Source organism: Pediococcus sp. EKM201D (assembly GCF_011800215.1).
Classification (GTDB): Bacteria; Bacillota; Bacilli; order Lactobacillales; family Lactobacillaceae; genus Pediococcus; species Pediococcus pentosaceus.
Map to the genome: position 1 here is coordinate 197,567 of NZ_JAALFK010000001.1, position 22,537 is coordinate 220,103.

At 37.6% G+C, this 22,537-nt stretch carries 19 protein-coding genes; 16 read left to right on the forward strand and 3 right to left on the reverse strand.

What is annotated here, in order from left to right; genetic code table 11:
• Positions 1-2: 2 nt before the first annotated feature.
• The 7 genes from HFC68_RS00980 to HFC68_RS01010 all read left to right on the forward strand — a co-directional run bounded on the left by HFC68_RS00980 (position 3) and on the right by HFC68_RS01010 (position 9,177).
• On the forward strand, positions 3-2,255 hold the full coding sequence (locus tag HFC68_RS00980) for a glycoside hydrolase family 65 protein (protein WP_011673376.1): 2,253 nt from the start codon (positions 3-5) through the stop codon (positions 2,253-2,255).
• Positions 2,256-2,270: 15 nt separating this feature from the next.
• On the forward strand, positions 2,271-2,930 hold the full coding sequence (pgmB, locus tag HFC68_RS00985) for a beta-phosphoglucomutase (RefSeq protein ID WP_167399571.1): 660 nt from the start codon (positions 2,271-2,273) through the stop codon (positions 2,928-2,930).
• Positions 2,931-3,239: 309 nt separating this feature from the next.
• On the forward strand, positions 3,240-5,312 hold the full coding sequence (gene topA, locus HFC68_RS00990; RefSeq protein WP_002833092.1) for a type I DNA topoisomerase: 2,073 nt from the start codon (positions 3,240-3,242) through the stop codon (positions 5,310-5,312).
• A gap of 71 nt (positions 5,313-5,383) precedes the next feature.
• Positions 5,384-6,289 carry a tyrosine recombinase XerC gene (gene xerC, locus HFC68_RS00995; RefSeq protein ID WP_002833090.1) on the forward strand — a complete coding sequence of 302 codons (906 nt, stop codon included), beginning with the start codon at positions 5,384-5,386 and terminating at the stop codon, positions 6,287-6,289.
• Between the two features lie 18 nt (positions 6,290-6,307).
• On the forward strand, positions 6,308-6,862 hold the full coding sequence (hslV, locus tag HFC68_RS01000) for an ATP-dependent protease subunit HslV (protein ID WP_002833088.1): 555 nt from the start codon (positions 6,308-6,310) through the stop codon (positions 6,860-6,862).
• Between the two features lie 3 nt (positions 6,863-6,865).
• Entirely contained in the window at positions 6,866-8,278 is a 1,413-nt protein-coding gene (gene hslU, locus HFC68_RS01005) for an ATP-dependent protease ATPase subunit HslU (protein WP_011673374.1), read from the forward strand.
• A gap of 17 nt (positions 8,279-8,295) precedes the next feature.
• Positions 8,296-9,177, forward strand: a complete 882-nt coding sequence (locus HFC68_RS01010; protein WP_011673373.1) for an aldose 1-epimerase family protein — start codon at positions 8,296-8,298, stop codon at positions 9,175-9,177.
• Between the two features lie 86 nt (positions 9,178-9,263).
• Here the strand turns inward: HFC68_RS01010 and plsY are convergent, their stop codons facing one another.
• Positions 9,264-9,872: a glycerol-3-phosphate 1-O-acyltransferase PlsY gene (gene plsY / locus HFC68_RS01015; RefSeq protein WP_011673372.1), complete on the reverse strand. Its 609-nt coding sequence runs from the start codon at positions 9,870-9,872 to the stop codon at positions 9,264-9,266.
• A 161-nt stretch (positions 9,873-10,033) separates the two neighbouring features.
• On the opposite strand from plsY, the gene parE reads away from it, so the two are divergent.
• The 7 genes from parE to msrA all read left to right on the forward strand — a co-directional run bounded on the left by parE (position 10,034) and on the right by msrA (position 18,859).
• Positions 10,034-12,073, forward strand: coding sequence for a DNA topoisomerase IV subunit B (parE, locus tag HFC68_RS01020; RefSeq protein WP_002833083.1), 2,040 nt, complete (start codon positions 10,034-10,036; stop codon positions 12,071-12,073).
• A gap of 13 nt (positions 12,074-12,086) precedes the next feature.
• Complete coding sequence (parC, locus tag HFC68_RS01025) at positions 12,087-14,540, forward strand: DNA topoisomerase IV subunit A (RefSeq protein ID WP_011673371.1); 2,454 nt, start codon at positions 12,087-12,089, stop codon at positions 14,538-14,540.
• Positions 14,541-14,638: 98 nt separating this feature from the next.
• Positions 14,639-15,610 carry a LysR family transcriptional regulator gene (locus HFC68_RS01030; protein ID WP_011673370.1) on the forward strand — a complete coding sequence of 324 codons (972 nt, stop codon included), beginning with the start codon at positions 14,639-14,641 and terminating at the stop codon, positions 15,608-15,610.
• 15 nt (positions 15,611-15,625) lie between these two features.
• Complete coding sequence (locus HFC68_RS01035; protein WP_011673369.1) at positions 15,626-16,558, forward strand: manganese-dependent inorganic pyrophosphatase; 933 nt, start codon at positions 15,626-15,628, stop codon at positions 16,556-16,558.
• A 101-nt stretch (positions 16,559-16,659) separates the two neighbouring features.
• A complete protein-coding gene (locus HFC68_RS01040; protein WP_011673368.1) occupies positions 16,660-17,799 on the forward strand; it encodes a glycerate kinase in 1,140 nt (379 codons plus the stop codon).
• A gap of 85 nt (positions 17,800-17,884) precedes the next feature.
• The gene (gene msrB / locus HFC68_RS01045; RefSeq protein ID WP_011673367.1) at positions 17,885-18,328 is read left to right on the forward strand and encodes a peptide-methionine (R)-S-oxide reductase MsrB; all 444 of its coding nucleotides are present in this window, start codon (positions 17,885-17,887) and stop codon (positions 18,326-18,328) included.
• Positions 18,329-18,343: 15 nt separating this feature from the next.
• Positions 18,344-18,859, forward strand: a complete 516-nt coding sequence (gene msrA / locus HFC68_RS01050; protein ID WP_002833074.1) for a peptide-methionine (S)-S-oxide reductase MsrA — start codon at positions 18,344-18,346, stop codon at positions 18,857-18,859.
• A 48-nt stretch (positions 18,860-18,907) separates the two neighbouring features.
• Here the strand turns inward: msrA and yjeM are convergent, their stop codons facing one another.
• Positions 18,908-20,410 (reverse strand): glutamate/gamma-aminobutyrate family transporter YjeM, encoded by a 1,503-nt coding sequence (gene yjeM / locus HFC68_RS01055; RefSeq protein WP_011673366.1) that lies wholly within the window; start codon positions 20,408-20,410, stop codon positions 18,908-18,910.
• 523 nt (positions 20,411-20,933) lie between these two features.
• Here yjeM and HFC68_RS01060 point away from each other — a divergent pair.
• Positions 20,934-21,260: a multidrug efflux SMR transporter gene (locus tag HFC68_RS01060; RefSeq protein ID WP_011673365.1), complete on the forward strand. Its 327-nt coding sequence runs from the start codon at positions 20,934-20,936 to the stop codon at positions 21,258-21,260.
• Positions 21,261-21,608: 348 nt separating this feature from the next.
• Here HFC68_RS01060 and HFC68_RS01065 read toward each other — a convergent pair whose 3' ends face one another.
• Positions 21,609-21,965: a DUF1516 family protein gene (locus HFC68_RS01065; protein WP_011673364.1), complete on the reverse strand. Its 357-nt coding sequence runs from the start codon at positions 21,963-21,965 to the stop codon at positions 21,609-21,611.
• 173 nt (positions 21,966-22,138) lie between these two features.
• Here HFC68_RS01065 and HFC68_RS01070 point away from each other — a divergent pair, with 173 nt between their 5' ends.
• Entirely contained in the window at positions 22,139-22,537 is a 399-nt protein-coding gene (locus tag HFC68_RS01070) for a CrcB family protein (protein ID WP_023440359.1), read from the forward strand.

Below are 22,537 nucleotides of genomic sequence, written 5' to 3' on the forward strand. Positions count from 1 at the left end.
TCATGATTCGAACATTTAATATAGCACCTTGGCACATTGAAACTAATCAATGGGATCCCGAAAATAAAAGAATTCAAGAATCAATCACCAGCCTAGGCAATGAAAATCTGGGTATGCGAGGATTTTATGAAGAGGGTTACTCCGGAGACACTTTAGAAGGAATTTATCTCGGAGGAGTTTGGTATCCAGATAAAACTCGTGTTGGTTGGTGGAAAAATGGTTATCCGAAGTATTTTGGTAAGGTAATCAACTCGGTCAATTTTATGAAACTTTTAATCACGGTAAACGGTGAACAATTAGATTTGAACCATCAAGTACCGCAAGACTTTAGCCTAGACTTAGATATGCAAAAAGCTATTTTAACTCGGAGTTTTAAGGTTGAAATTGGTGGCGTAAAACTGAAATTTATTTTTGAACGTTTCGTGAGTGCCGCACTTAAAGAATTAGTTGGACAACGTCTGACGATTAAAAATTTATCTGATAGCAAAGCTGATATTGAAGTTATTAGTGCTATTGATGCTGATGTTTACAACGAAGATTCAAATTACGGTGAACAATTTTGGGACGTACTTGCTAAAAGTAATCAGCAAAACGAAGTGAAAATGCTTGCCAAAACCAAGGAAAATGATTTTGGCACTGAACGTTTTACGGTAGGTTTTGATACGACCATCAAGACGGATATGGACTATGTCGGTGATGTAGAAAACGATCAATCGATCGGTCAAAAGTATCACATAGCTTTACAACCTGCTACAACTAGCATAATGGAGAAAAGAACCATTTTTGTCTCATCTAGAGATTTTGGTACAGTCGATGAAATAAACGAACGGATGCAGGAATTAACGCATACGATTAAGACGCAAAGTTTCGAGCAACTGTTAGAACAGCATGTTCAAGAATGGGAACAAAGATGGCAAAAATCAGACATTGAAATCAATGGTGATGCAGAAGCCCAACAAGGAATTCGGTTTAATTTATTCCAGCTCTTTTCTACCTATTATGGTAACGATGCGCGCTTAAATATTGGTCCTAAAGGTTTTACTGGTGAAAAATACGGTGGTGCAACCTACTGGGATACTGAAGCATTTGCCGTACCGGTATACCTAGGTGTATCGGAGTCTAAGGTCGTTCGTAACTTGTTAAAGTACCGTTACAATCAGCTGGATGGCGCCTTTGTAAATGCTAGGGAACAGGGGCTTAAAGGAGCTTTATATCCCATGGTGACTTTTAACGGGATAGAATGCCATAACGAATGGGAAATCACTTTCGAAGAAATTCATCGTAATGGTGATATTGCGTTTGCTATCTACAATTACACCCGTTATACAGGTGATCAATCCTACGTCCTTAACGAAGGGGCCGAAGTTTTAACCGAAATTGCTCGTTTTTGGGCTGATCGCGTCCATTTTTCAGCAGAAAATGGACAATATATGATTGCTGGAGTAACTGGTCCTGACGAATATCAAAATAACGTTGATAACAATTGGTATACCAATTTATTGGCGCGGTGGACACTCCGTTATACCTTGGAAATTTTGGATCAAATCGAAGAGGATGTTGCCAAAAAAGTTAATGTATCGTCAGCAGAACGTCAACACTGGCAAGAAATTATCGATAATATGTATTTACCAGAAGATTCTAAGCGCGGAATCTTTGTCGAAAATGATGGTTTCTTAAATAAGGATTTGAAGCCAGTTAGTTCATTGCCAAAGGAACAATTACCGCTAAACCAAAATTGGTCTTGGGATAAAATTTTACGTTCACCATATATTAAACAAGGGGATGTTCTTCAAGGAATTTGGGATTTCATTGACGATTTTTCAATGGAAGAAAAACAGCGGAATTTTGATTTTTATGAACCACTAACTGTGCATGAATCTAGTTTATCGGCTGCTATTCACTCGGTTCTTGCGGCTGACTTACACAAAGAGGCTCAAGCCGTTGAGATGTATGAACGTACCGCCCGCCTAGATTTAGATAATTATAATAATGATACTGCGGATGGTCTGCATATTACGTCCATGACGGGTGGATGGTTAGCGATTGTTCAAGGTTTTGCAGGAATGCGGGTCCGTAATGATCAGCTGCATTATGCCCCATTCTTACCGAAAAATTGGACATCTTACCGATTTAGACAACAATTCCGCGGAAGAGTAATTGAAGTTAGTGTCGATAAAAGTGCAACAAATCTTAAATTGATTAGTGGTAGCCCACTAAGCGTTGATTTAAATGGTAAGAAAGTTGAATTAAGCTGAGTGGAGGAATTAGGAATGAAATTTTCAGATATAAAGGGATTCGCTTTTGACCTTGATGGGGTTATTGCAGATACTGCGAAGTTTCACAGTCAGGCTTGGCATAATATTGCAGATCAAATTAAAGTGCCCTGGACACCAACGTTAGCAGCGAGTCTTAAAGGAGTTAGCCGCATGGATTCATTGGAATTAATCCTCGAGTCTGTCAACCGTCAAGCCGACTTTAGCTTAGCTGAAAAACAAGCCCTAGCTGAACAAAAAAATAATGAGTATCAACTTTTAATAGCTAAACTAACACCTAACGATATTTTACCTGGAATCCAAGCTTTTTTAGACGAATTAAGACAGCATGATTATCGTTTGGTACTAGCATCAGCTTCTAAAAATGCTCCTGGAATTCTTGAAAATCTAAAAGTTACAGAGTATTTTGCAGCAATCGTAGACCCTGGCTTGTTGAAAGCGGGAAAACCTGATCCCGAAATTTTTGAAAAGGCTGCTCAAGCATTACATTTACCTACCAATCATGTAGCGGGGATTGAAGATTCAGCGGCGGGCATTCAATCAATTAATGCTGCTGGTGAACTTTCAATTGGAATTGGTGATTTACCCGAAGCTCAGATCCAGTTTGATACTACAAATGAAGTTAGCTTAGCTGGCATTCGAGCACAATTAGACTAATGGTTTAGAATAAGAGATGGCATTTTTTAGGTTAACTAAAATGTCATCTCTTATTTTGAGTGAAGCCCTGTAGAAGCTACAAAACGGGTAGTCCATCTTTTTAAATTGGGGTATAATTAGCTGGATTCTGACGGTTATTAGAAATTTTATTAATAATTAAGCGGATTTAGTATCATTATTACCATCATTTAGGGATAAATTCGATTGAAATTATAACTGGATTAATGATAGTTATTTGACAATATCGAATATTATGCAATAACATGGTGTCTATAAAATTTTAAATATAACAAGGCAAAGGAGCAACAAATGCCAGCAGCGAAAAAAAACCTTGTGATTGTGGAATCACCATCCAAGGCTAAAACCATTGAAAAATATTTAGGCCGTACCTATAAAGTAGTTGCGAGTCTTGGACATATTCGTGATCTACCAAAGAGTAAGATGGGCGTGGATCTGGAAAATGATTACGAACCCCATTACATCTCTATTCGTGGTAAGGGCGATACCATTAAAAATTTACGTAAAGAAGCTAAAAAAGCTAAAAAAGTTTATCTGGCATCTGATCCCGATCGGGAAGGAGAAGCCATTGCGTGGCACCTTTCATATCTATTAGGGTTGGATCCCAAAGATCAAAATCGAGTGGTTTTTAATGAAATTACTAAAGATGCCGTTAAAAATGCGTTCAAAACTCCGCGTAGCATTGATATGACGCTCGTTGATGCTCAACAAGCTCGTCGGATTTTGGATCGTTTAGTCGGGTATTCGATTTCTCCATTACTATGGCAAAAAGTTAAAAAAGGCCTTAGTGCTGGTCGAGTTCAATCAATTGCCTTAAGTTTAATTATTAAACGTGAACAAGAAATCAAGGCGTTTGAACCTGAAGAATATTGGTCAATTGATTCTGAATTTAAAAAAGGACGCTCTAAATTTAAGGCTGCCTTTTATGGCGTGAATAATAAAAAGATGAAGCTGCCTAATAATGATAAGGTTCAGGAAGTATTAAAGAAAATCGACCCTAAGGCTGATTTTGATATTACGGAAGTTAAACGCCGAGAACGCAAACGTTATCCAGCTCCAGCTTTTACAACTAGTTCTATGCAACAAGAAGCCAACAAGACGTTGAATTTCAGAACTCGTAAAACGATGATGGCTGCCCAACAACTTTATGAAGGAATTAACATTGGTAAAGAAGGCACTGTCGGTTTGATTACCTATATGCGAACCGACTCGACTCGTATTTCTGAGGTTGCTAAGCACGAAACTTCATTATTTATTCATGATGAGTTTGGCGCAGAATATGCTGCTACTAAGCCTCGGAAGGGTAAAATGCCCGAGGGTGCTCAGGATGCCCATGAAGCAATCCGCCCTTCGTCCGTATTGCGGACTCCTGAAAGTATTAAAGAATACCTTAATAAAGATCAATTTAGACTTTATAATTTAATTTGGTCCCGTTTTGTTGCTAGTCAAATGACACCAGAAGTTTCGGATACCATGACGGTTAAGATTGAACAAAATGGAGTTCAATTCCGAGCTAACGGATCAAAGACCAAATTTGAAGGTTTCACAAAAGTTTACAAGACCAATAAGGACAAAGATAACGTTCTTCCAAATCTAGAAGAGGGCGACCAAGTCCAACTGGTTACCAACAACCCGAACCAACATTTCACTCAGCCACCAGCTCGCTATAGTGAAGCTACTTTAATTAAAGCTTTGGAAGAAAATGGGGTAGGTCGTCCTTCTACGTACGCTCCAACCTTAGACACGATTCAAAGGCGTTACTATGTTAAGTTAGAGTCTAAACATTTTGAACCTACTGAACTGGGTGAAATCGTCAATGAAATTATTTATGACTTCTTCCCAGATATCGTTAATATCGATTTTACGGCTGGCTTGGAAAAAGACTTGGATTCGATTGAAGAAGACAAGGAAGACTGGGTGAAAGTCGTTGACCGTTATTACAAACCTTTTGCTAAGGAACTAGCCAAAGCACAGGAACAAATCGAAAAAGTTCAGATTAAAGACGAACTAGCTGGTTTTAATTGTGAAATCTGCGGTTCACCCATGGTAGTCAAAATGGGACGTTACGGTAAGTTCTTCGCTTGCAGCCGTTTCCCAGACTGTCGTAATACCCAAGCAATTGTTAAAGAAATTGGCGTAACCTGTCCTAAGTGTCATCAGGGACAAATTATTGAACGTAAATCTAAACGCGGTCGATTGTTCTATGGTTGCTCTAGGTATCCGGACTGTGACTTTGTGTCATGGGATAAACCAATTGCTCGTGAATGTCCTGTTTGTCATAGCTACTTGATTGAAAAGAAAATTAAAGGCGGCAAACAAATTGTTTGTCCAAATGGTGACTACGAAGAAACACCTCAAAAATAGTTTAAAAAACAAAATATTAATTGACGTTTACCTCTAACATTTGCTACAGTGACAAGTGTTGGAGGTTTTTTATGGAATTAATTTCACTGTTCAAACAGTATCTTACGGTTGAACGTCAATATTCAGAGAAAACGGTTACTGCGTACTTAGAAGATATTGACGCATTCCAAAAATTTTTAACTGATACGGGTGATAAAACGGACCTACTTTTAGTGGATCGTTTCGATGTGAATGTTTATATGAGTTATTTATTCGATCGACATTTAGCTCGAACTTCGATTTCGCGAAAAGTATCTGCTTTGCGCTCTTTTTATCGTTTTTTAGTTAAGAATGATTTAGTGGATAAGAATCCGTTTGAATTAGTCCAACTGAAGAAACAATCTGACAAGCTGCCACATTTCTTTTATGAAAAGGAAATGAACATGCTCTTTGAAGCGGTTTACCAAGCGGAAGGTGCGCAAAAGCTACGCAATATTGCGATTTTAGAAGTGCTTTATGGTACGGGGATGCGAGTAAGTGAATGTGCAGCGTTACAATGGTCAGATATTGACTTTTCAATGCAAACTATCCTAGTTCTAGGAAAGGGAAATAAAGAACGTTATGTTCCCTTCGGGCGGTATGCCAAAGAAGCGCTCCAAAATTACCGAAAAAATGAATGGGAGCCTTTTTTGAGTAAATATAAACAAACCCATAATTTTGTTTTTATTAACCATTATGCTAAGCCAATTACCACAACCGGGATTGAATACATTTTGAACCAAGTCATTACCGCCAGCAGCTTAAATGGGAAAATTCATCCCCATATGCTACGCCACAGCTTTGCAACGGCGTTATTAAACAACGGTGCAGATTTGCGGACTGTTCAAGAACTTCTGGGTCATTCCAGTTTATCGACTACTCAAATCTACACGCATGTTACTAAAGAAAAACTACAAGAGAGCTACCGAAAATATTTTCCACGCTCGACTGATGCTTAATTAAAAAGGAGAATACAAATGCCAGTAAAATTTGATGCGACAACCATTATTGCGATTAGTCATAATGGTGAAAATGCCATGGCCGGAGATGGCCAAGTAACAATGGGTGAAAAATTTATTATGAAAGGGACTGCCCGCAAGGTTCGTCGAATTTATGATGGAAAGGTCATTGTTGGTTTTGCCGGAAGTGTTGCTGACGCTTTTAACCTTGAAGAAAAATTTGAAAAGAAGCTTTCTGAATATAGTGGGAATTTACAAAGAGCTTCTGTTGAACTAGCCAAAATTTGGCGTGGTGATCAACAACTTCAAAAATTAGAAGCTATGTTAATTGTTATGGACGAAAAAGAGATGTATCTTGTTTCTGGAAGTGGAGAAGTTATCGCTCCTGATGACGGAATCTTAGCGATTGGTTCAGGCGGTAACTTTGCGCTGGCCGCAGCTAAAGCCCTCAAGAAGCATGCTACGCAAGTTAGTGCGAAAGAAATGGCTAAAACTGCGATTAACGTTGCGGGTGATATTGATATCTTTACGAACCACAACGTTATTGCATTGGATTTCAAGGAGGAAGACTAAATCATGCAATATAATTTAACACCACAAGAAATCGTTCAAGAATTAGATCAATTTGTAATTGGTCAAAAAAGTGCTAAGCGCGCAGTAGCAGTGGCATTACGGAATCGTTACCGTCGCTTACAACTTTCTGGTGATATGCAAGAAGATATTACACCTAAAAATTTATTAATGATTGGACCTACCGGGGTCGGAAAAACTGAAATTGCACGGCGTTTAGCTAAAATCGTTAATGCTCCTTTTGTAAAAGTAGAAGCCACTAAGTTTACTGAAGTAGGTTACGTGGGCCGAGATGTTGAATCAATGGTACGTGATCTAGTCGAAAATGCGGTGCACATCGAAGAAGAAAACTCTTTTAAAGATGTACGAGCAGAAGCTTCTAAGAATGCGGACCGTCGCATTGTAGAACTCCTCGTTCCTGTTTCAACGGATACTCAAAATAAAAACAATGCTGCTGATATTCAAAACATGATGAACATGCTTAATCAATTACAGCAAGGACGTACACCGGATAACTTAAACCAAAGTTCTCAAAAAGTGCCGGATGATATCAAAGAAAAACGGATGAATGTTGCTAGTAAGTTAGCTAAGGGTCTCCTAGAGAATGATATGGTTACCATTGAAATGGACGATCCTAAGCAAAATAACAGTGGCAATATGATGAACCAAATGGGGATCGACTTAGGTGAATCTTTGAATGGCTTAATGCCTAAGAAAAAGATTACAAGAACGGTAGCTGTTCGAGAAGCTCGTGAAATTTTAATCCGCGAAGAATCTGACAAGTTGGTTAATCATGGAGACTTGTATCACGCTGCTATTCAACGAGCCGAAAATACTGGAATTATCTTTATCGATGAAATTGATAAAATTACCGGTTCTGGTCAAAATTCATCTAGTGATGTTTCTCGTCAAGGAGTTCAACGAGATATTCTACCAATCGTTGAAGGCTCCCAAGTAAGTACGAAGTATGGTTTAGTAGACACCAGTCATATTCTATTCATTGGTTCAGGTGCTTTCCATGAAAGTAAACCTAGTGATTTAATCGCAGAACTACAAGGACGTTTTCCGATCCGCGTTGAACTAAACGACTTAACTAAAGAAGACTTTGTTAAGATTCTTACTGAACCTAAGAATGCGCTAGTTAAACAGTATATTGCATTGATTGGAACTGATAATGTGAAGATTACGTTCACGATCGAAGCCATTGAACGCATTGCAGCTATCGCTGAACAAGTAAACCATGAAACCGAAAATATTGGTGCTCGTCGTTTGCATACCATTTTGGAACATCTTCTAGAAGACATCCTTTTTGAAGGTCCTTCAATGGAAATGGGCGAAGTAACGATTACTGAAAAATATGTTGATGACAAAATCGGTAGCATTGCACAAAATAAAGATCTGAGCGAGTTTATCTTATAGTAGGAGGATTTTGACCGATGACGGTTACTTTAAAAAATGACTATTTAACAGTCCAAATTAACGAAAAAGGGGCCGAGTTATCCAGTGTTAAGGCTAATGATGGGATTGAATACATTTGGCAAGCCGACCCTGCAGTATGGGGCCGACATGCCCCAGTGTTATTTCCCTTTGTTGGACGTCTAAAGGATGACCAATTCCAAGTGGAGGATCAAACTTATCCTATGGGTCAACATGGATTTGCGCGGGATATGGATTTTGAAGCAGTTGAACAAGATGATCAACACGTAATTATGGAATTAAATAGCGATACAGAAACTCTTCAAAAATTTCCATTTGAGTTTAAACTACGTTTGCACTTCACATTAAAGGATCATGAATTGATCGAGCATTACGAAGTAGTTAATCCTGATTCTAAAAAAGATTTATTATTTTCGATTGGCGGGCACCCTGGATTTAATCTAAATCTTGGAGATAACCAAATTCAGATGGAAGATACTCATATTCGAATCGCGCCTAAACAAGTGTATAATCAAATTCCACTTAAGGCACCTTACACGGATCCTAAAAACCCTATCAAGTTTGATGCTACAACTCCGCTTGATTTAACGCATGCGCTCTTTAAAGATGACGCCATCATCTTGGACCTTAAGGGAGAACAAATCACCTTAATGACCGAAAATGAAGTGAATAATCACGGTATTGCGTTTACGGTTGCTAACGCTCCATACCTTGGTATTTGGTCACCATATCCAGCCACTGCTAATTTTGTTTGTTTAGAACCGTGGTGGGGAATTGCTGATACTGTCAATTTCAATGGTGAATTAAAAGATAAGCTTGGTGTAAATCGTTTAGCTGCACAAGAAACATTTAATCAAGAATTTTCAATGTCATTCTTCTAAAAAGAAAACCCCTAAAGGGTCAGGTTCGCGAGTTAGTAAGGCGAAACCTAATCTTTTAGGGGTTTTGTATGTAATTCAAACCGCAGCTACTTATTTTTCTTTCGATAATAGAGTCCAAATGGAACTAAATTTTCATTTCCAGCCAGAATACGTTGGATATTTGTGCGATGACGATATATGATAAAGGTCGTCAATGCTACCGCTACGATGGTTAAAATCCAATCGTGGTAAAAAAGAGAGATAATAACCAGTAGTGGAGAGGACACGATGCTCGAAAAACTAACCATGCTGGATACGTAAATGAAGAAAATAAAAAGACAGCAGGCAATTAAAAAATAACTAGGATTATAGGCTAGCAACATTCCAGCACTTGTAGCTACCGCTTTTCCGCCACGAAAATGATCGAAAACGGAAAAAGTATGACCTAAGATAGCTCCTAAACCAATAATTAAAGGATTAATTCCCTGTACGTGGAAGACAATCGGTTGCAGAGTGGCGAGCGTTCCTTTTAAAAGATCCATGCACAACACCAAAACGCCAGCCTTTACGCCTAGAACGCGGAAGGTATTAGTGGTCCCAGTGTTACCACTTCCTTCTTGGTGTAAATCTTTATTAAAATGTTTGGCAACCAGTACTCCAGAAGGGATGGAGCCTAGGAGATAAGCTACAAGTAGCATGATAATAATTTCTATCATGTTCTTTCCTCTTTTCTATAAAAAATCCTGCATATTTTATACATTTGACTTAATTGTAATAAATTACAGTAACAATGCAGTATTATAACATTTATCGAAATGTTTTCATCAGTTTAAAAATAAGTTATGATAATAGTACTGACCTTAAAGGAGTAACATGAATGGCAAAAACAAGTAAAACATCGTATGATGATTCATCCATCCAGGTCTTAGAAGGACTTGAAGCAGTTCGGAAGCGTCCTGGTATGTATATTGGTTCGACCGATGGCCGTGGACTACATCATTTAGTTTACGAAATCGTCGATAACGCCGTAGATGAAGCTCTCGGTGGATATGGAAAAGAAATTAACGTAACAATCCAAGCAGATAACAGCATTACTGTGGTCGATCACGGGCGCGGAATGCCGGTAGGGATGCATAAATCTGGCAAACCTACACCTGAAGTTATTTTTACCGTTTTACATGCAGGTGGAAAATTTGGACAGGGTGGTTATAAGACATCCGGCGGACTTCATGGTGTGGGTGCTAGTGTTGTTAATGCTCTATCTGAAAAATTAACCGTTGAGATTGTGCGAGACAAAGTTAAATATGAAGAAACTTTCGTTAACGGGGGGCACCCAGTTGGAACCCTAAAAAAAGTTGGTAAAACAACTAACAAAAACGGTACAACTGTCACATTCAAACCTGACAAAGAAATCTTCACAACAACTGTGTTTAACTTCAATACGTTAGCAGTACGATTACGCGAATCGGCGTTCTTACTCCGTGGGGTTAAAATTACTTTAACGGATCGGCGTGAAGGACACGAACAACACGAAGAATACCTTTACGATGAGGGAATTAAGCAATTCGTTGACTATCTTAATGAAGATAAAGATACCCTTGGTAATATCATGTATTTCGATGGTACAAAAAAGGGAATCGAAGTAGAAGTAGCTGGTCAGTACAATGATGGCTATTCTGAAACGATCCTCTCCTTTGTGAATAATGTACGTACTCGTGATGGAGGGACCCATGAGGTCGGGATGCGTTCCGGTTGGACCAAAGCCTTCAATGAATTTGCCCGTAAAATGGGACTGTTAAAAGAAAAAGATAAAAATTTAGAAGGCTCGGATGTGCGAGAAGGTTTGTCTGCAGTTATTTCAGTTCGCATCCCAGAAGAATTATTGGAATTCGAAGGCCAAACCAAAGAAAAATTAGGTACTCCTGAAGCTCGTCCGATTGTGGATGCCATTGTTAGTGAGCAACTTGGCTTTTTCTTGATGGAAAATGGTGAATTTGCCCAACAGTTAGTTCGTAAAGCGATCAATGCCCGTGAAGCTCGAGTAGCGGCGCGAAAAGCTCGCGATGAGTCGCGGACCGGAAAACGGAAAAAGAAACAAGAACGTATTTTATCTGGTAAATTAACTCCAGCACAATCTAAAAACTCTAAGAAAAATGAATTATTCTTAGTCGAAGGGGATTCTGCTGGTGGTAGTGCTAAACAGGGACGAAACCGTAAATTTCAAGCCATCTTGCCATTACGGGGAAAGGTTTTGAATACGGAAAAGGCTAAACTACAAGATATCGTTAAAAATGAAGAAATTAATACCATTATTTATACTATTGGAGCTGGAGTTGGAACGGAATTCAATGTTCAAGACAGCAATTACGATAAAGTAATCATTATGACCGATGCCGATACTGATGGAGCTCATATTCAAACGTTGCTTTTAACTTTCTTCTATAAATATATGCGGCCAATGATTGATGCCGGAAAAATTTACATCGCTTTGCCACCGCTTTATAAGTTACAAAAAGGACTCAATAAGAAGGTTAAAATTGCATATGCTTGGACAGATGAAGAACTCGAAAGTGTCAGCAAACAGATGGGTCGAGGATTCTCCCTCCAACGTTTTAAGGGACTTGGTGAAATGAATGCAGACCAACTTTGGGAAACTACGATGAATCCTGAAACTAGAACCTTAGTTCGAGTTCGTATTGATGATGACACTTTAGCTGAACGTCGAGTAACCACCCTGATGGGCGATAAAGTTGAACCTCGCCGGAAATGGATTGAAAGCAACGTGGCTTTCACGCTTGAAGAAGATGGTAGTATCCTAGACAACGAAGCTGTGAAACATGAGCATGAAGCTGGAGATCCAACCAATACTTCAAATGAAACTTTTGAAGAAATTAAACTTGATATAGAAAACAATTAGAAGGGGAATATGAATGGCTGATAATCAATCTAAAATTCAAGAACTGGCTCTTGAAGATATTATGGGCGATCGTTTTGGACGATATTCAAAATATATCATTCAAGAACGGGCTCTGCCTGACGTCCGAGATGGGTTAAAACCCGTTCAGCGTCGAATCCTCTTTGCAATGAATAAAGACGGTAACACGCATGATAAAGCTTTTAGAAAATCGGCAAAATCAGTCGGTAATGTAATGGGTAATTTTCACCCCCACGGTGATAGTTCAATTTACGAAGCTTTAGTTCGGATGAGTCAGGACTGGAAACTACGAGTTCCATTAATTGAAATGCATGGGAATAATGGATCAATTGATAATGATCCTCCTGCTGCAATGCGTTATACGGAAGCGCGTTTAAGTGAAGCTGCTGAAGAGATGCTAAATGACATTGATAAAGAGACTGTTGATATGGTTTTAAATTTCGATGATACAGAGTATGAACCAACCGTTTTACCAGCACGTTTTCCTAACCTCCTAGTTAACGGAGCAACCGGAATTTCAGCAGGTTACGCTACTGAAATTCCACCACATAATCTGGGTGAAGTTATTGACGCAGTCCTTTATACAATCAAACACCCTAATCCTTCTTTAGAAAAATTAATGGAATTTGTGAAGGGTCCTGATTTTCCAACTGGAGGGATTATCCAAGGAATTAATGGATTGAAGCAAGCTTACCGTACCGGAAAAGGACGAGTAGTAGTGCGGTCTAAGACTTCCGTTGAAGAAATTCGTGGTAATAAAAAACAAATCATTGTTTCTGAAATTCCCTACGAAGTTAATAAAGCTTTGTTAGTTAAAAAAATCGATGAAATCCGCGTTATGAAAAAAGTCGATGGAATTGCTGAAATTCGCGATGAATCTGACCGTGATGGACTCTCAATTGCCATTGAATTAAAGAAAGATGTCGACGCTCGTGGAATTCTAAATTACTTGTTTAAGAACACTGATTTACAGGTTTCTTATAACTTCAACATGGTAGCGATTAATAAACTAAGACCTGAACGCATGGGTCTTAAAGAAATTATTCAAGCATATGTTGATTTCCAAAAAGAAGTCATTACCAAACGAACAAAATTCAACTTGAAGAAGGCTGAAGACCGTTTACACATTGTTGCTGGTTTAATCAAAGCTCTTTCGATTTTGGATCAAGTTATTAAAACCATTCGAGGTAGTAAAGACAAGAAGGATGCTAAGCAAAACTTGATTACTAGTTTTGACTTTTCTGAACGACAAGCAGAAGCCATCGTGTCCTTACAACTTTACCGCTTAACCAATACCGATGTAACGGAGCTTAAAAGCGAAGCTAAGGCACTTAATGATTCAATCGATGAGTTCAATAACATTCTTAATAATCCTAATGAATTATCAAAAGTCTTGTCGGCGGAATTACGTCAAGTTAAAAAACGATATGCCACACCACGTTTGTCTGAAATTCAGGAACATATTGAAGAGTTAGTGGTTGACCGAACCATTACAGTACCAGAAGAACAAGTTATGGTTTTAGTTAGTCAATCGGGTTATTTGAAACGTAGTAGTTTACGTTCCTACAAGGCTTCCGCAGAAGAGGATGGTCTCAAGGAGGGCGATTTTACTGTCTTCAAAAAGGAACTAAATACTTTGGATCATCTAATCATGTTAACTAATAAAGGAAATCTGATTTATCGTCCGGTACATGAAATCATGGAAACTCGCTGGAAGGATACTGGGGAGCATATTTCTCAAGCAATCGGTTTAGCAGACGATGAAATCATTCTAAAGGCCTTTGACGTTAAGAACTTTGATGAACCAGTGTCATTCTTGATCGCCACAAGTGATGGTTACATTAAGCGTACGAGTCTCAAAGATTTCAAACCAGGACGCACGTATCGTAAAAAAGCCGCCGTTTATATTAAATTAAAAGCAGCTGATGCTAAAGTGGTCAATGTGGCTAAGCTAACTAGTCAATCGACTAAAGAAACCATTCTTTTGGCCACTCGTAATGGTTATGGATTACGGTATGATTTAATTGAAGTTCCAGAAGTTGGTCCTCGCGCAGCCGGTGTTAAATCAATGGATCTTCGTGAAGATGAAATCGCTAATTTTGTACTGGTAAACGATCATGATCAGATTGGTTTAATTACTAATCGAGGTTCGTTTAAGAAGATGAAGGTTAGTGAAATTAGTGTGACTAGCCGTGCTCGCCGCGGTGTTCAAATTCTAAGAGAACTTAAAAAAGAACCACATCGAGTTGCAGATATTGAAGTGGTCGAACCAGGTGAAGCTTTTGAAGTCCGAACTTCACGAGGATTAATTCATGATATTATTCCACTAGAGCATCCACTAAATGAACGTTACTCCAATGGAAGCTTTTTGGTCGATGTAGATTCAGAAGGTGTACCAGTATCGATGAATTTAAAGGAATTAGATTCTGAAATTTTAAATAATAAATAAATTAAGCAGATTATTACTTGCCCTTTATGAATACTAATATTAGACTTATTATTGGAGATTGTTAGTTCGTTTAGGCTAACTGAAAGGAGTGCTCTAGTATGCAGACAAAAACAGAAAAGATTTTTTCATCTAAAACTTTGTCATATTTTTTAAGACTCACGGATACGATGAGCTACACACAAAGCGCCCAACTTTTAGGAATTACACAGCCCGCCTTAACACAGCAGATTAAAAAACTTGAACATGCCGTAGGTGCGCCATTATTCTACACCCTCGGCAAAAAACTTCGTTTAACTGACGCTGGATACACAATGTTGAATGCTACTCATGAAATCAATCGTATTTTGAACCATGCGACTGATGAGATTCAACAAGCAACAAGTAGCGGACGTGGTGATATTTCGGTTGGGATTTTAGCTTCGCTTGAAACTCGTATTTTTGAAGATTTTATCGCTAACTATTACAATAATGTTCCTGAAATTAATGTAACTGTTCATATGCTCACGCGTTTTGAAATTTGGGAAGGTTTAGAAAGTAACCGATTAGACTTTGCAATTACATATCTTCCGGATGCTAATATCCGTAGTTGGAAGCCTTACCGAGCACGTAAGATTGGAACAGAACGTTTAGTTTTTGTTCATCATGATGAACGTTTATCAAAAGCACGGGGCGTAAGTTTAAAACGTGCAGCAGCTTTTGATTGGGTATCTTATCCAGAAGGTTATTATTTGGATGACCTTATTACAGAAGTATTTAAGGATGCGATGGTAACTAAACCTAAGAGTGTTGCTTACTTTACAACCCCCGCTCAAATTTTGAGTTTTTCGAATAGCACGGGGATCGCTACGGCATTACCGGAATCTTTTGTGGTAGCCCATCAAGACGAAGCAACTGATGCTTATATAACTAAGTTTGACCCTAAGATTAGCTATGAAATTGGGTTTGTTTACAGAAAAGACAAAGACAAAATTCCACGGATGAACGCCTTTTTGAGTGCCTTCTTTGAATATATGGACGGCGAGAAGTATATTGATAAGGTACGTAACCTAACTACAAAAAAAGATGATTAAAGGAGACTTTTTATAATGAATAAACAACTTGTTTTCGGACATTCTAATCCAGATACAGACGCAATCGTTGCTGCGAAGGCCTTTGCATATTTACAAAATCAATTGGGAGTAGCAGATGCAGAAGCCGTTGCTTTAGGCAATCCTAACCCTGAAACAGCTTTTGTTTTAGCACACTTTGATGAAGCAACTCCACGAGTAATCGAAACAGCTGCCAACGAAGTAGATTCAGTTATGCTTGTTGACCATAATGAAAGCCAACAAAGTGTTTCCGATCTTGATCAAGTAACAGTTACTGCAGTCGTTGATCATCATCGGATTGCTAACTTTGAAACTTCACAACCTTTGTTCTACCGTGCTGAACCAGTAGGTTGTACAAGTACAATTTTAACTAAATTATTCCATGAAAATAATGTTGAAATTCCTGCTAAATTAGCTGGATTGATGCTTTCAGCCATTGTTTCTGATACGCTACTCCTTAAGTCACCAACTACAACTGATGATGACCGTAAAGCCCTTGAAGAACTAGCTAAAATTGCTAATATCGACGTAGAAACTTACGGTTTAGAAATGCTTAAGGCCGGAACGGACCTTTCTAGCAAGTCTGAATTAGAATTGGTTGACGGTGACGCTAAGAGCTTTGATATGGGTGGAAAGACAATCCGTATTGGTCAAGTGAATACAGTTGACCTTGATGACGTATTTAGCCGTGAAGCTGCACTAGTTAAGACAATGGAAGAAGAAAACCAAAAGAACGGCTACGACATGTTCTTATTACTTGCAACTAACATTCTTTCAAGTGATTCACGCTTACTAGTAGTTGGTGAACCAAAGGATATCGTTGAAAAAGCATTTAACACTGAATTATCAGATCACAACACAGCAGACCTTCCTGGCGTTGTATCACGTAAAAAACAAGTTGTACCTCCTTTAATGGATGCATTTGCATAAGACGAATACTAAAACAGATGGCTTAAGGTCATCTGTTTTTTATTTCCACTGAAATAGGATTAGATATACTAAAATTCATAACCTAGGAGTAAATATATAATATGAAATTTGTTATTGCACCAGATTCATTTAAGGGTGGATTAACTGCCAAACAAGCAGCCATCGCAATCCAAAATGGTATTGCTCGGGTTTATCCGAAGGCTGATTACACGTTAGTCCCTATGGCAGATGGGGGAGAAGGAACCGTGCAAGCACTGGTTGATGCTACTAATGGAAAATTAATTACCGAAAAAGTGACTGGTCCATTAGGAGATCCAGTAGAAGCTACATTTGGTATCTTAGGTGATCATAAAACCGCGGTAATTGAGATGTCCCAAGCAAGTGGTATTCAATTTATTAATCAAAATACACAAAATCCTTTAATAACTACAACCTATGGAACCGGAGAATTAATTTTAAAGGCTTTAGATTATCATATTTCAAAGCTGATTATTGGAATCGGAGGAAGTGCCACTAATGATGGAGGGGCTGGAATGGCTCAAGCCATCGGGGTCCATTTATTGGATAATAAGCATCATGAAATTGGTCGTGGAGGTGAAGCACTAAAGCATTTAGCTCAAATTGACATGACTGACATTGATCCGCGTTTAGCTAAAGTCCAACTTTTAATCGCTTCAGACGTGACGAATCCTTTAGTTGGCCCAAAGGGAGCATCCGTAGTTTTTGGACCCCAAAAAGGCGCGACGCCGGCAATGATCCGAATTTTAGATGAAAGTCTCACGCATTATGCTGAAATTATTAAACGCGATTTAAATCAAGACTTAGCTAATTATCCTGGAGCAGGTGCAGCTGGGGGGCTAGGTACGGGCTTACTAGCTTTTACCAACGCATCTATCAAAAAGGGAATTGATATTGTTACAGAATATAGCGGACTTAAGGAACAAGCTCAAGGAGCTGATTTTGTTTTTACCGGTGAAGGTGGTGTTGATTATCAAACGAAGTTTGGTAAAACGCCTTATGGAGTGGCATTGGCAACTAAATCTGTTGCTGCAAGCGCTCCAGTAATTGTAATCACTGGTAATATTGGTGAAGGTATCGATGAATTGTATTCAGATAAAGCAATCGATGCGGTGTTTTCAAGTGTGTCAGGTGTTAAAACTTTAGAGCAAGCATTGATCGATGCTCCGCATGATATTGCCCAAGTTGCTGAGAATATTGCCCGATTAATTAATAAGTTTTAACTTGAGCTTTTATTTTGTAAGCATCTTAATCCCCTAAAAGACATGAATGTTTTATAATCGATGTTATAGGTAAGGGGGAATTTAAATGAATTCAAATAACTGGTCCAAAGCAGAGCTAAAAAAGAAACTGTCTCCTGAAGAATATGAGGTTACACAAAATGCTGCTACTGAACATCCTTTCACCGGTAAATACGATAATTTTTACCAAAAGGGGATTTACGTTGATGTCGTCAGTGGTGAGCCACTTTTTAGTTCCACCGATAAATATGACGCTCACTGTGGTTGGCCTTCTTTTACCAAACCTATTGACCCTAAATTAGTGGTTAATCATCGAGATTCTTCTTATGGCATGGAACGAGTGGAAGTCCGCAGCAAGGATGCTAACTCTCACTTAGGACACGTATTTGATGATGGGCCTCTCGATCAAGGTGGAAATCGTTATTGTATCAATTCGGCTGCCCTGAAATTCATTGCATATGACGATTTAGAAGCGCATAATCTAGGTTATTTAAAGAAACTATTTAATTAGGAGCGTGATTTACTTATGGAAGAAACTGCTATTTTTGCCGGTGGGTGTTTTTGGTGCATGGTAGAACCTTTTGAAACTCAACCTGGTATTATCAACGTTGTTTCAGGTTATACAGGAGGGCATGTCGCCAACCCGACCTATGAACAAGTTACTAGTCATACTACAGGACATACAGAAGCCGTTAAAATCACGTATGATCCGGAAATTATTTCGTATCGCCAATTAGTCCAAATCTACTGGCAACAAACTGATCCAACTGATGCAATGGGGCAGTTCCAGGACCGTGGCGATAATTACCGACCAGTAATTTTTGTGAATAGTGCTGAACAGCGTGAAATTGCTGAAAAATCTAGGGAACAATTAGCCAAATCTGAAATGTTTGATGACCCTATTGTTACTAAAATTGAAGATGCTCAACCATTTTATCCAGCTGAAGAAGAACACCAAGAATTTTATAAGAAAAATCCCCTTCGTTACCAAATTCAAGAAGCGGGTGGACGATCAGAATTTCAGAAAAAATATTGGAAATAAAAAAGATGAGGGTTCATTTTAAATGAACTCTCATCTTTTAGTTTTTAATTAAATATTTTTATTTTTTTCTCTTCTAACCAAGAAGATCCAAGCAATAATAGCAAAGAATACAGGACCAGCAACTGTCCAGAAACCTGTGAACAAATCACCAGAAATGAATGGTGAGATAGCAGTAAATACCACACCAATTCCGACAGTTAGAAGTACAACTGTAACAATCGTTAACATCCAAGGACGACTACGATAAACTTCGAAAGGTCGATCAAGTCCTTCTCTAGCCTTGAAGAATGGAAAGGCACCAACTAAGAATAAGTAAGGTAAAGTTGTAGATACGTTACTCATTGAAGTAAGTACGTTGTAGAAGAAAGTAGCTTCTTTGTGAGTAATTGAAGCTAAAATTGAAATACCTGCGATAAATACAATAACAACGATAGCTTGTAGCCACATTGAATTGGCAGGCATACCATTCTTGTTTAACTCAGTCATCTTCTTTGGCCATAGTTCTTTAGGAGAACCCATGATAAAGGACTTCAATGGTGAGTAACTAAGAACGAAGAATGAACCAACATAAGCAAATAACATCCCAACACCCGCAAATCTTGAGAAGGTAGTTCCCATGATTGCAGCAGCAGCTGGGCTCATACCCATGGCTTTACCTAATTCCAAACCAAGGTTTTGCATCATCACATAAGTAATGTTACCCAGGTTAGCTTTTTGAGCAAGAATAACTGTGTTCCAGTTAGCAGAAACGCCCCAAAGGAAGATTGCTAAAGAATAACCCACGGCGATAACCACACCACCGATCATAATTCCTTTAGGGAAAGTTTTTTCTGGCTTATCCAAACTATCAGTAACACCACCAATGGATTCCAAACCACCATAAGCAAAGATTGCATAGATAACAAATGAAATTAAAGCGATTGGTGATTGGAACTGTGCGCTAGGCGAAGTAGCAAAATCACTCAAATGGTGAATAGGTTGGGCAAGGTGACCATGGTTAGCGATTAAAATGAAGGCACTTGCGAGAAGCAAGATAACATTCATAACCATTACAGCAATACCACCAAGGGAAGACACTTTAGCCAAAGTATTGATTCCACGAGTTGTTGCCCAAGTAACAAACACCATCCATAGAATGGCAAGCAGTCCAACTGTTAAAGTTGAGTTAAGTCCAAGAAATGACCAACTACCAGTTGTGTCATGACCAGAAATGATTGTGGCTAGTGTAATCCAAATCTTTTGAGCAATCATAACCATCCAGATTAGCCATGAAGCTAACCACATGAAGGTTGCGATAAAGGCCCATTTTTCACCAATTGAACCTTCTAACCAAGAATAAATCCCACCTTTTGCTTCCTTGAAAGTGGAACCATATTCAGCAAACATCAAACCTGCTGGAATAAAGAATAAAATAGCACCGACAATGTACCAAAAGATAGCTCCGTAACCCATTTGTTGGAAGGCTGTTGGAGTATTACCAAAACCAAAAATGGTTGTAAAAATCATCAAAACTAAAGCGCCAAGCGATAGTTTTTTCTTTTGTTCACCCATAGTGAATCTACCCCTAACTATATTTATGAATAAAAACAAATTACATATGAATAATATTATAGCAGAAGTATAGGTGAATCATTTATGTATCATTAAAATCTAATTGTACTTAAATCATAATTTAATTATATAGGGTGTTTTGTACTGAAATAAGGACTTAGATATGCTAAAGACTAGGTTTTAATTGACAATTTACATAGGCAAATTTTTAGAAACGATGTTAAGTAATCCTTTAATCGAACTCTAAAATGTATTTATTCATTAAACAATGAATAAATACTAGAAAATGAATATTTTAATTAGTAGCCTCAATGGAATTTTTAGTCGTTGTTTCATCATTTGAAAAAATTTTTGTTTGTTACTATAATTAGTTAGAAATTAGTTAGATTTAATAATCTTTTTAAGAGGACTTTGTATATATGGATACGACTTCTTTTTTTATAGCAGCCTGGGAGACTCTTTGGTAATGATAAGTTGTTAGTTTGAATGTTACTAGCAACCTATTTGAAAAGGAGTTTTTATTATGAATGGATATGTTTATTTGTTAGTAGCGATTGTCGCTGAATTATTAGGTACTAATTTTTTGAAACTTACCAACGGTTTTACTAAACTATTGCCAACACTGATTTCTTTGCTATCGTATGGTTTTGCATTTTATTTTTTATCTTTGGTCGTTAAAAATATACCAATAAACATAGCTTATGCAATTTGGAGCGGAGTGGGAATTATATTAATGACAGTTATATCTGTTTTTGTATTTCATAATCCCATTAATGTACCAACAGTACTTGGAATATTATTTATAACTCTGGGTGTTATTTTAGTTAATTTATTTGGCGTTTCACATTAATTGATACTTTAAAAAAGCTTTTAGTGAAAAAAAACTAAAAGCTTTTTTAATTTTATTTGAGCAAACTTTGTTAAAAGTTAAGATATTAATGATAGACACATGATTGTTGGATAAGCTTGATCCCAAACTGAAGCTGTACAGCTATGATTAATAAATCTAACTACTTTGTATAATATATATTATGTAAACTAGAATAAGAAAAATACAAAGTAACCATTTTTATATCTCTCCTCCTCTCATTTGTTAATTAATCACCAACATATTTCTTAGGTAGTTTTATATCTTATTTATCAAAAAAGCCTTCTTAAACCAGATTTAAAACTGGTTTAAGAAGGCTTTTATTTTAGATTAACCAAACAAATATTGAATTACAGTACCTAAAATAGTAGTAACAGCAAAAACTAAAACAAATAGCATTATAGACTTAGGTTTAACATTCTTTTTATTTCTTTTGCTAATAAGTGTAAAATCAAGTAGTCCGATTGTGATAATTTCTAGAATAAATTGAATCCAGACTAGCAATGGTGACATTGCAACTGTATGAACAACATTCACTAATCCCGTTATAATAAGTGCGATATCCAATATTCTTGCACAATACTGTGCAATCAGTGTTTGGTGAAATTGATCAATTGTAATTCCATATGTACAAATTAATCCAATTAAAATCCATAATATAACATGTACAAACATTAATGTTGACATTAAAGTAGCTCCTTTTAATTTAAACTGCTAAAAACAGTTTAGCATAACTGCAAACACTATATTAACGTCACTTCCTAAATGTAATAATACTGAAATCTTAAACAAGATAATTATGGATAACTTATTAAATTTAGATGGAAAATCAAAAATTAAATTAGAAAGGCTGATAACCATTGTTAAATAGATCATTAAGCGTTGCAATTTTTGGCGCGATTGGAGGAATCTTACGGTATCTACTCCAGTTATATTTTGATGCTCGATTCCCCTCTTTTCCATTATCACTAATTCTTATTAATGTTCTTGGAGCCTTGCTCCTAGGAATACTAACAGGCGGGCTATTAACCTTGTTAGATACCTCAGATACTATTAACGTAGGATTAACTACGGGATTGATGGGTGGCTTCACGACCTTCTCCACTTTTGAATTAGCACTATTAAATCAACTTACTGTAGCACATTTTAGGACGATGATTATTTTTTTGCTTACATCCGTTATTCTATCCTTAATTTTAGCCAATTTCGGACAATTTCTGGGTGGTAAACTACTCAAACATTATCGAAAGGATTGGTGA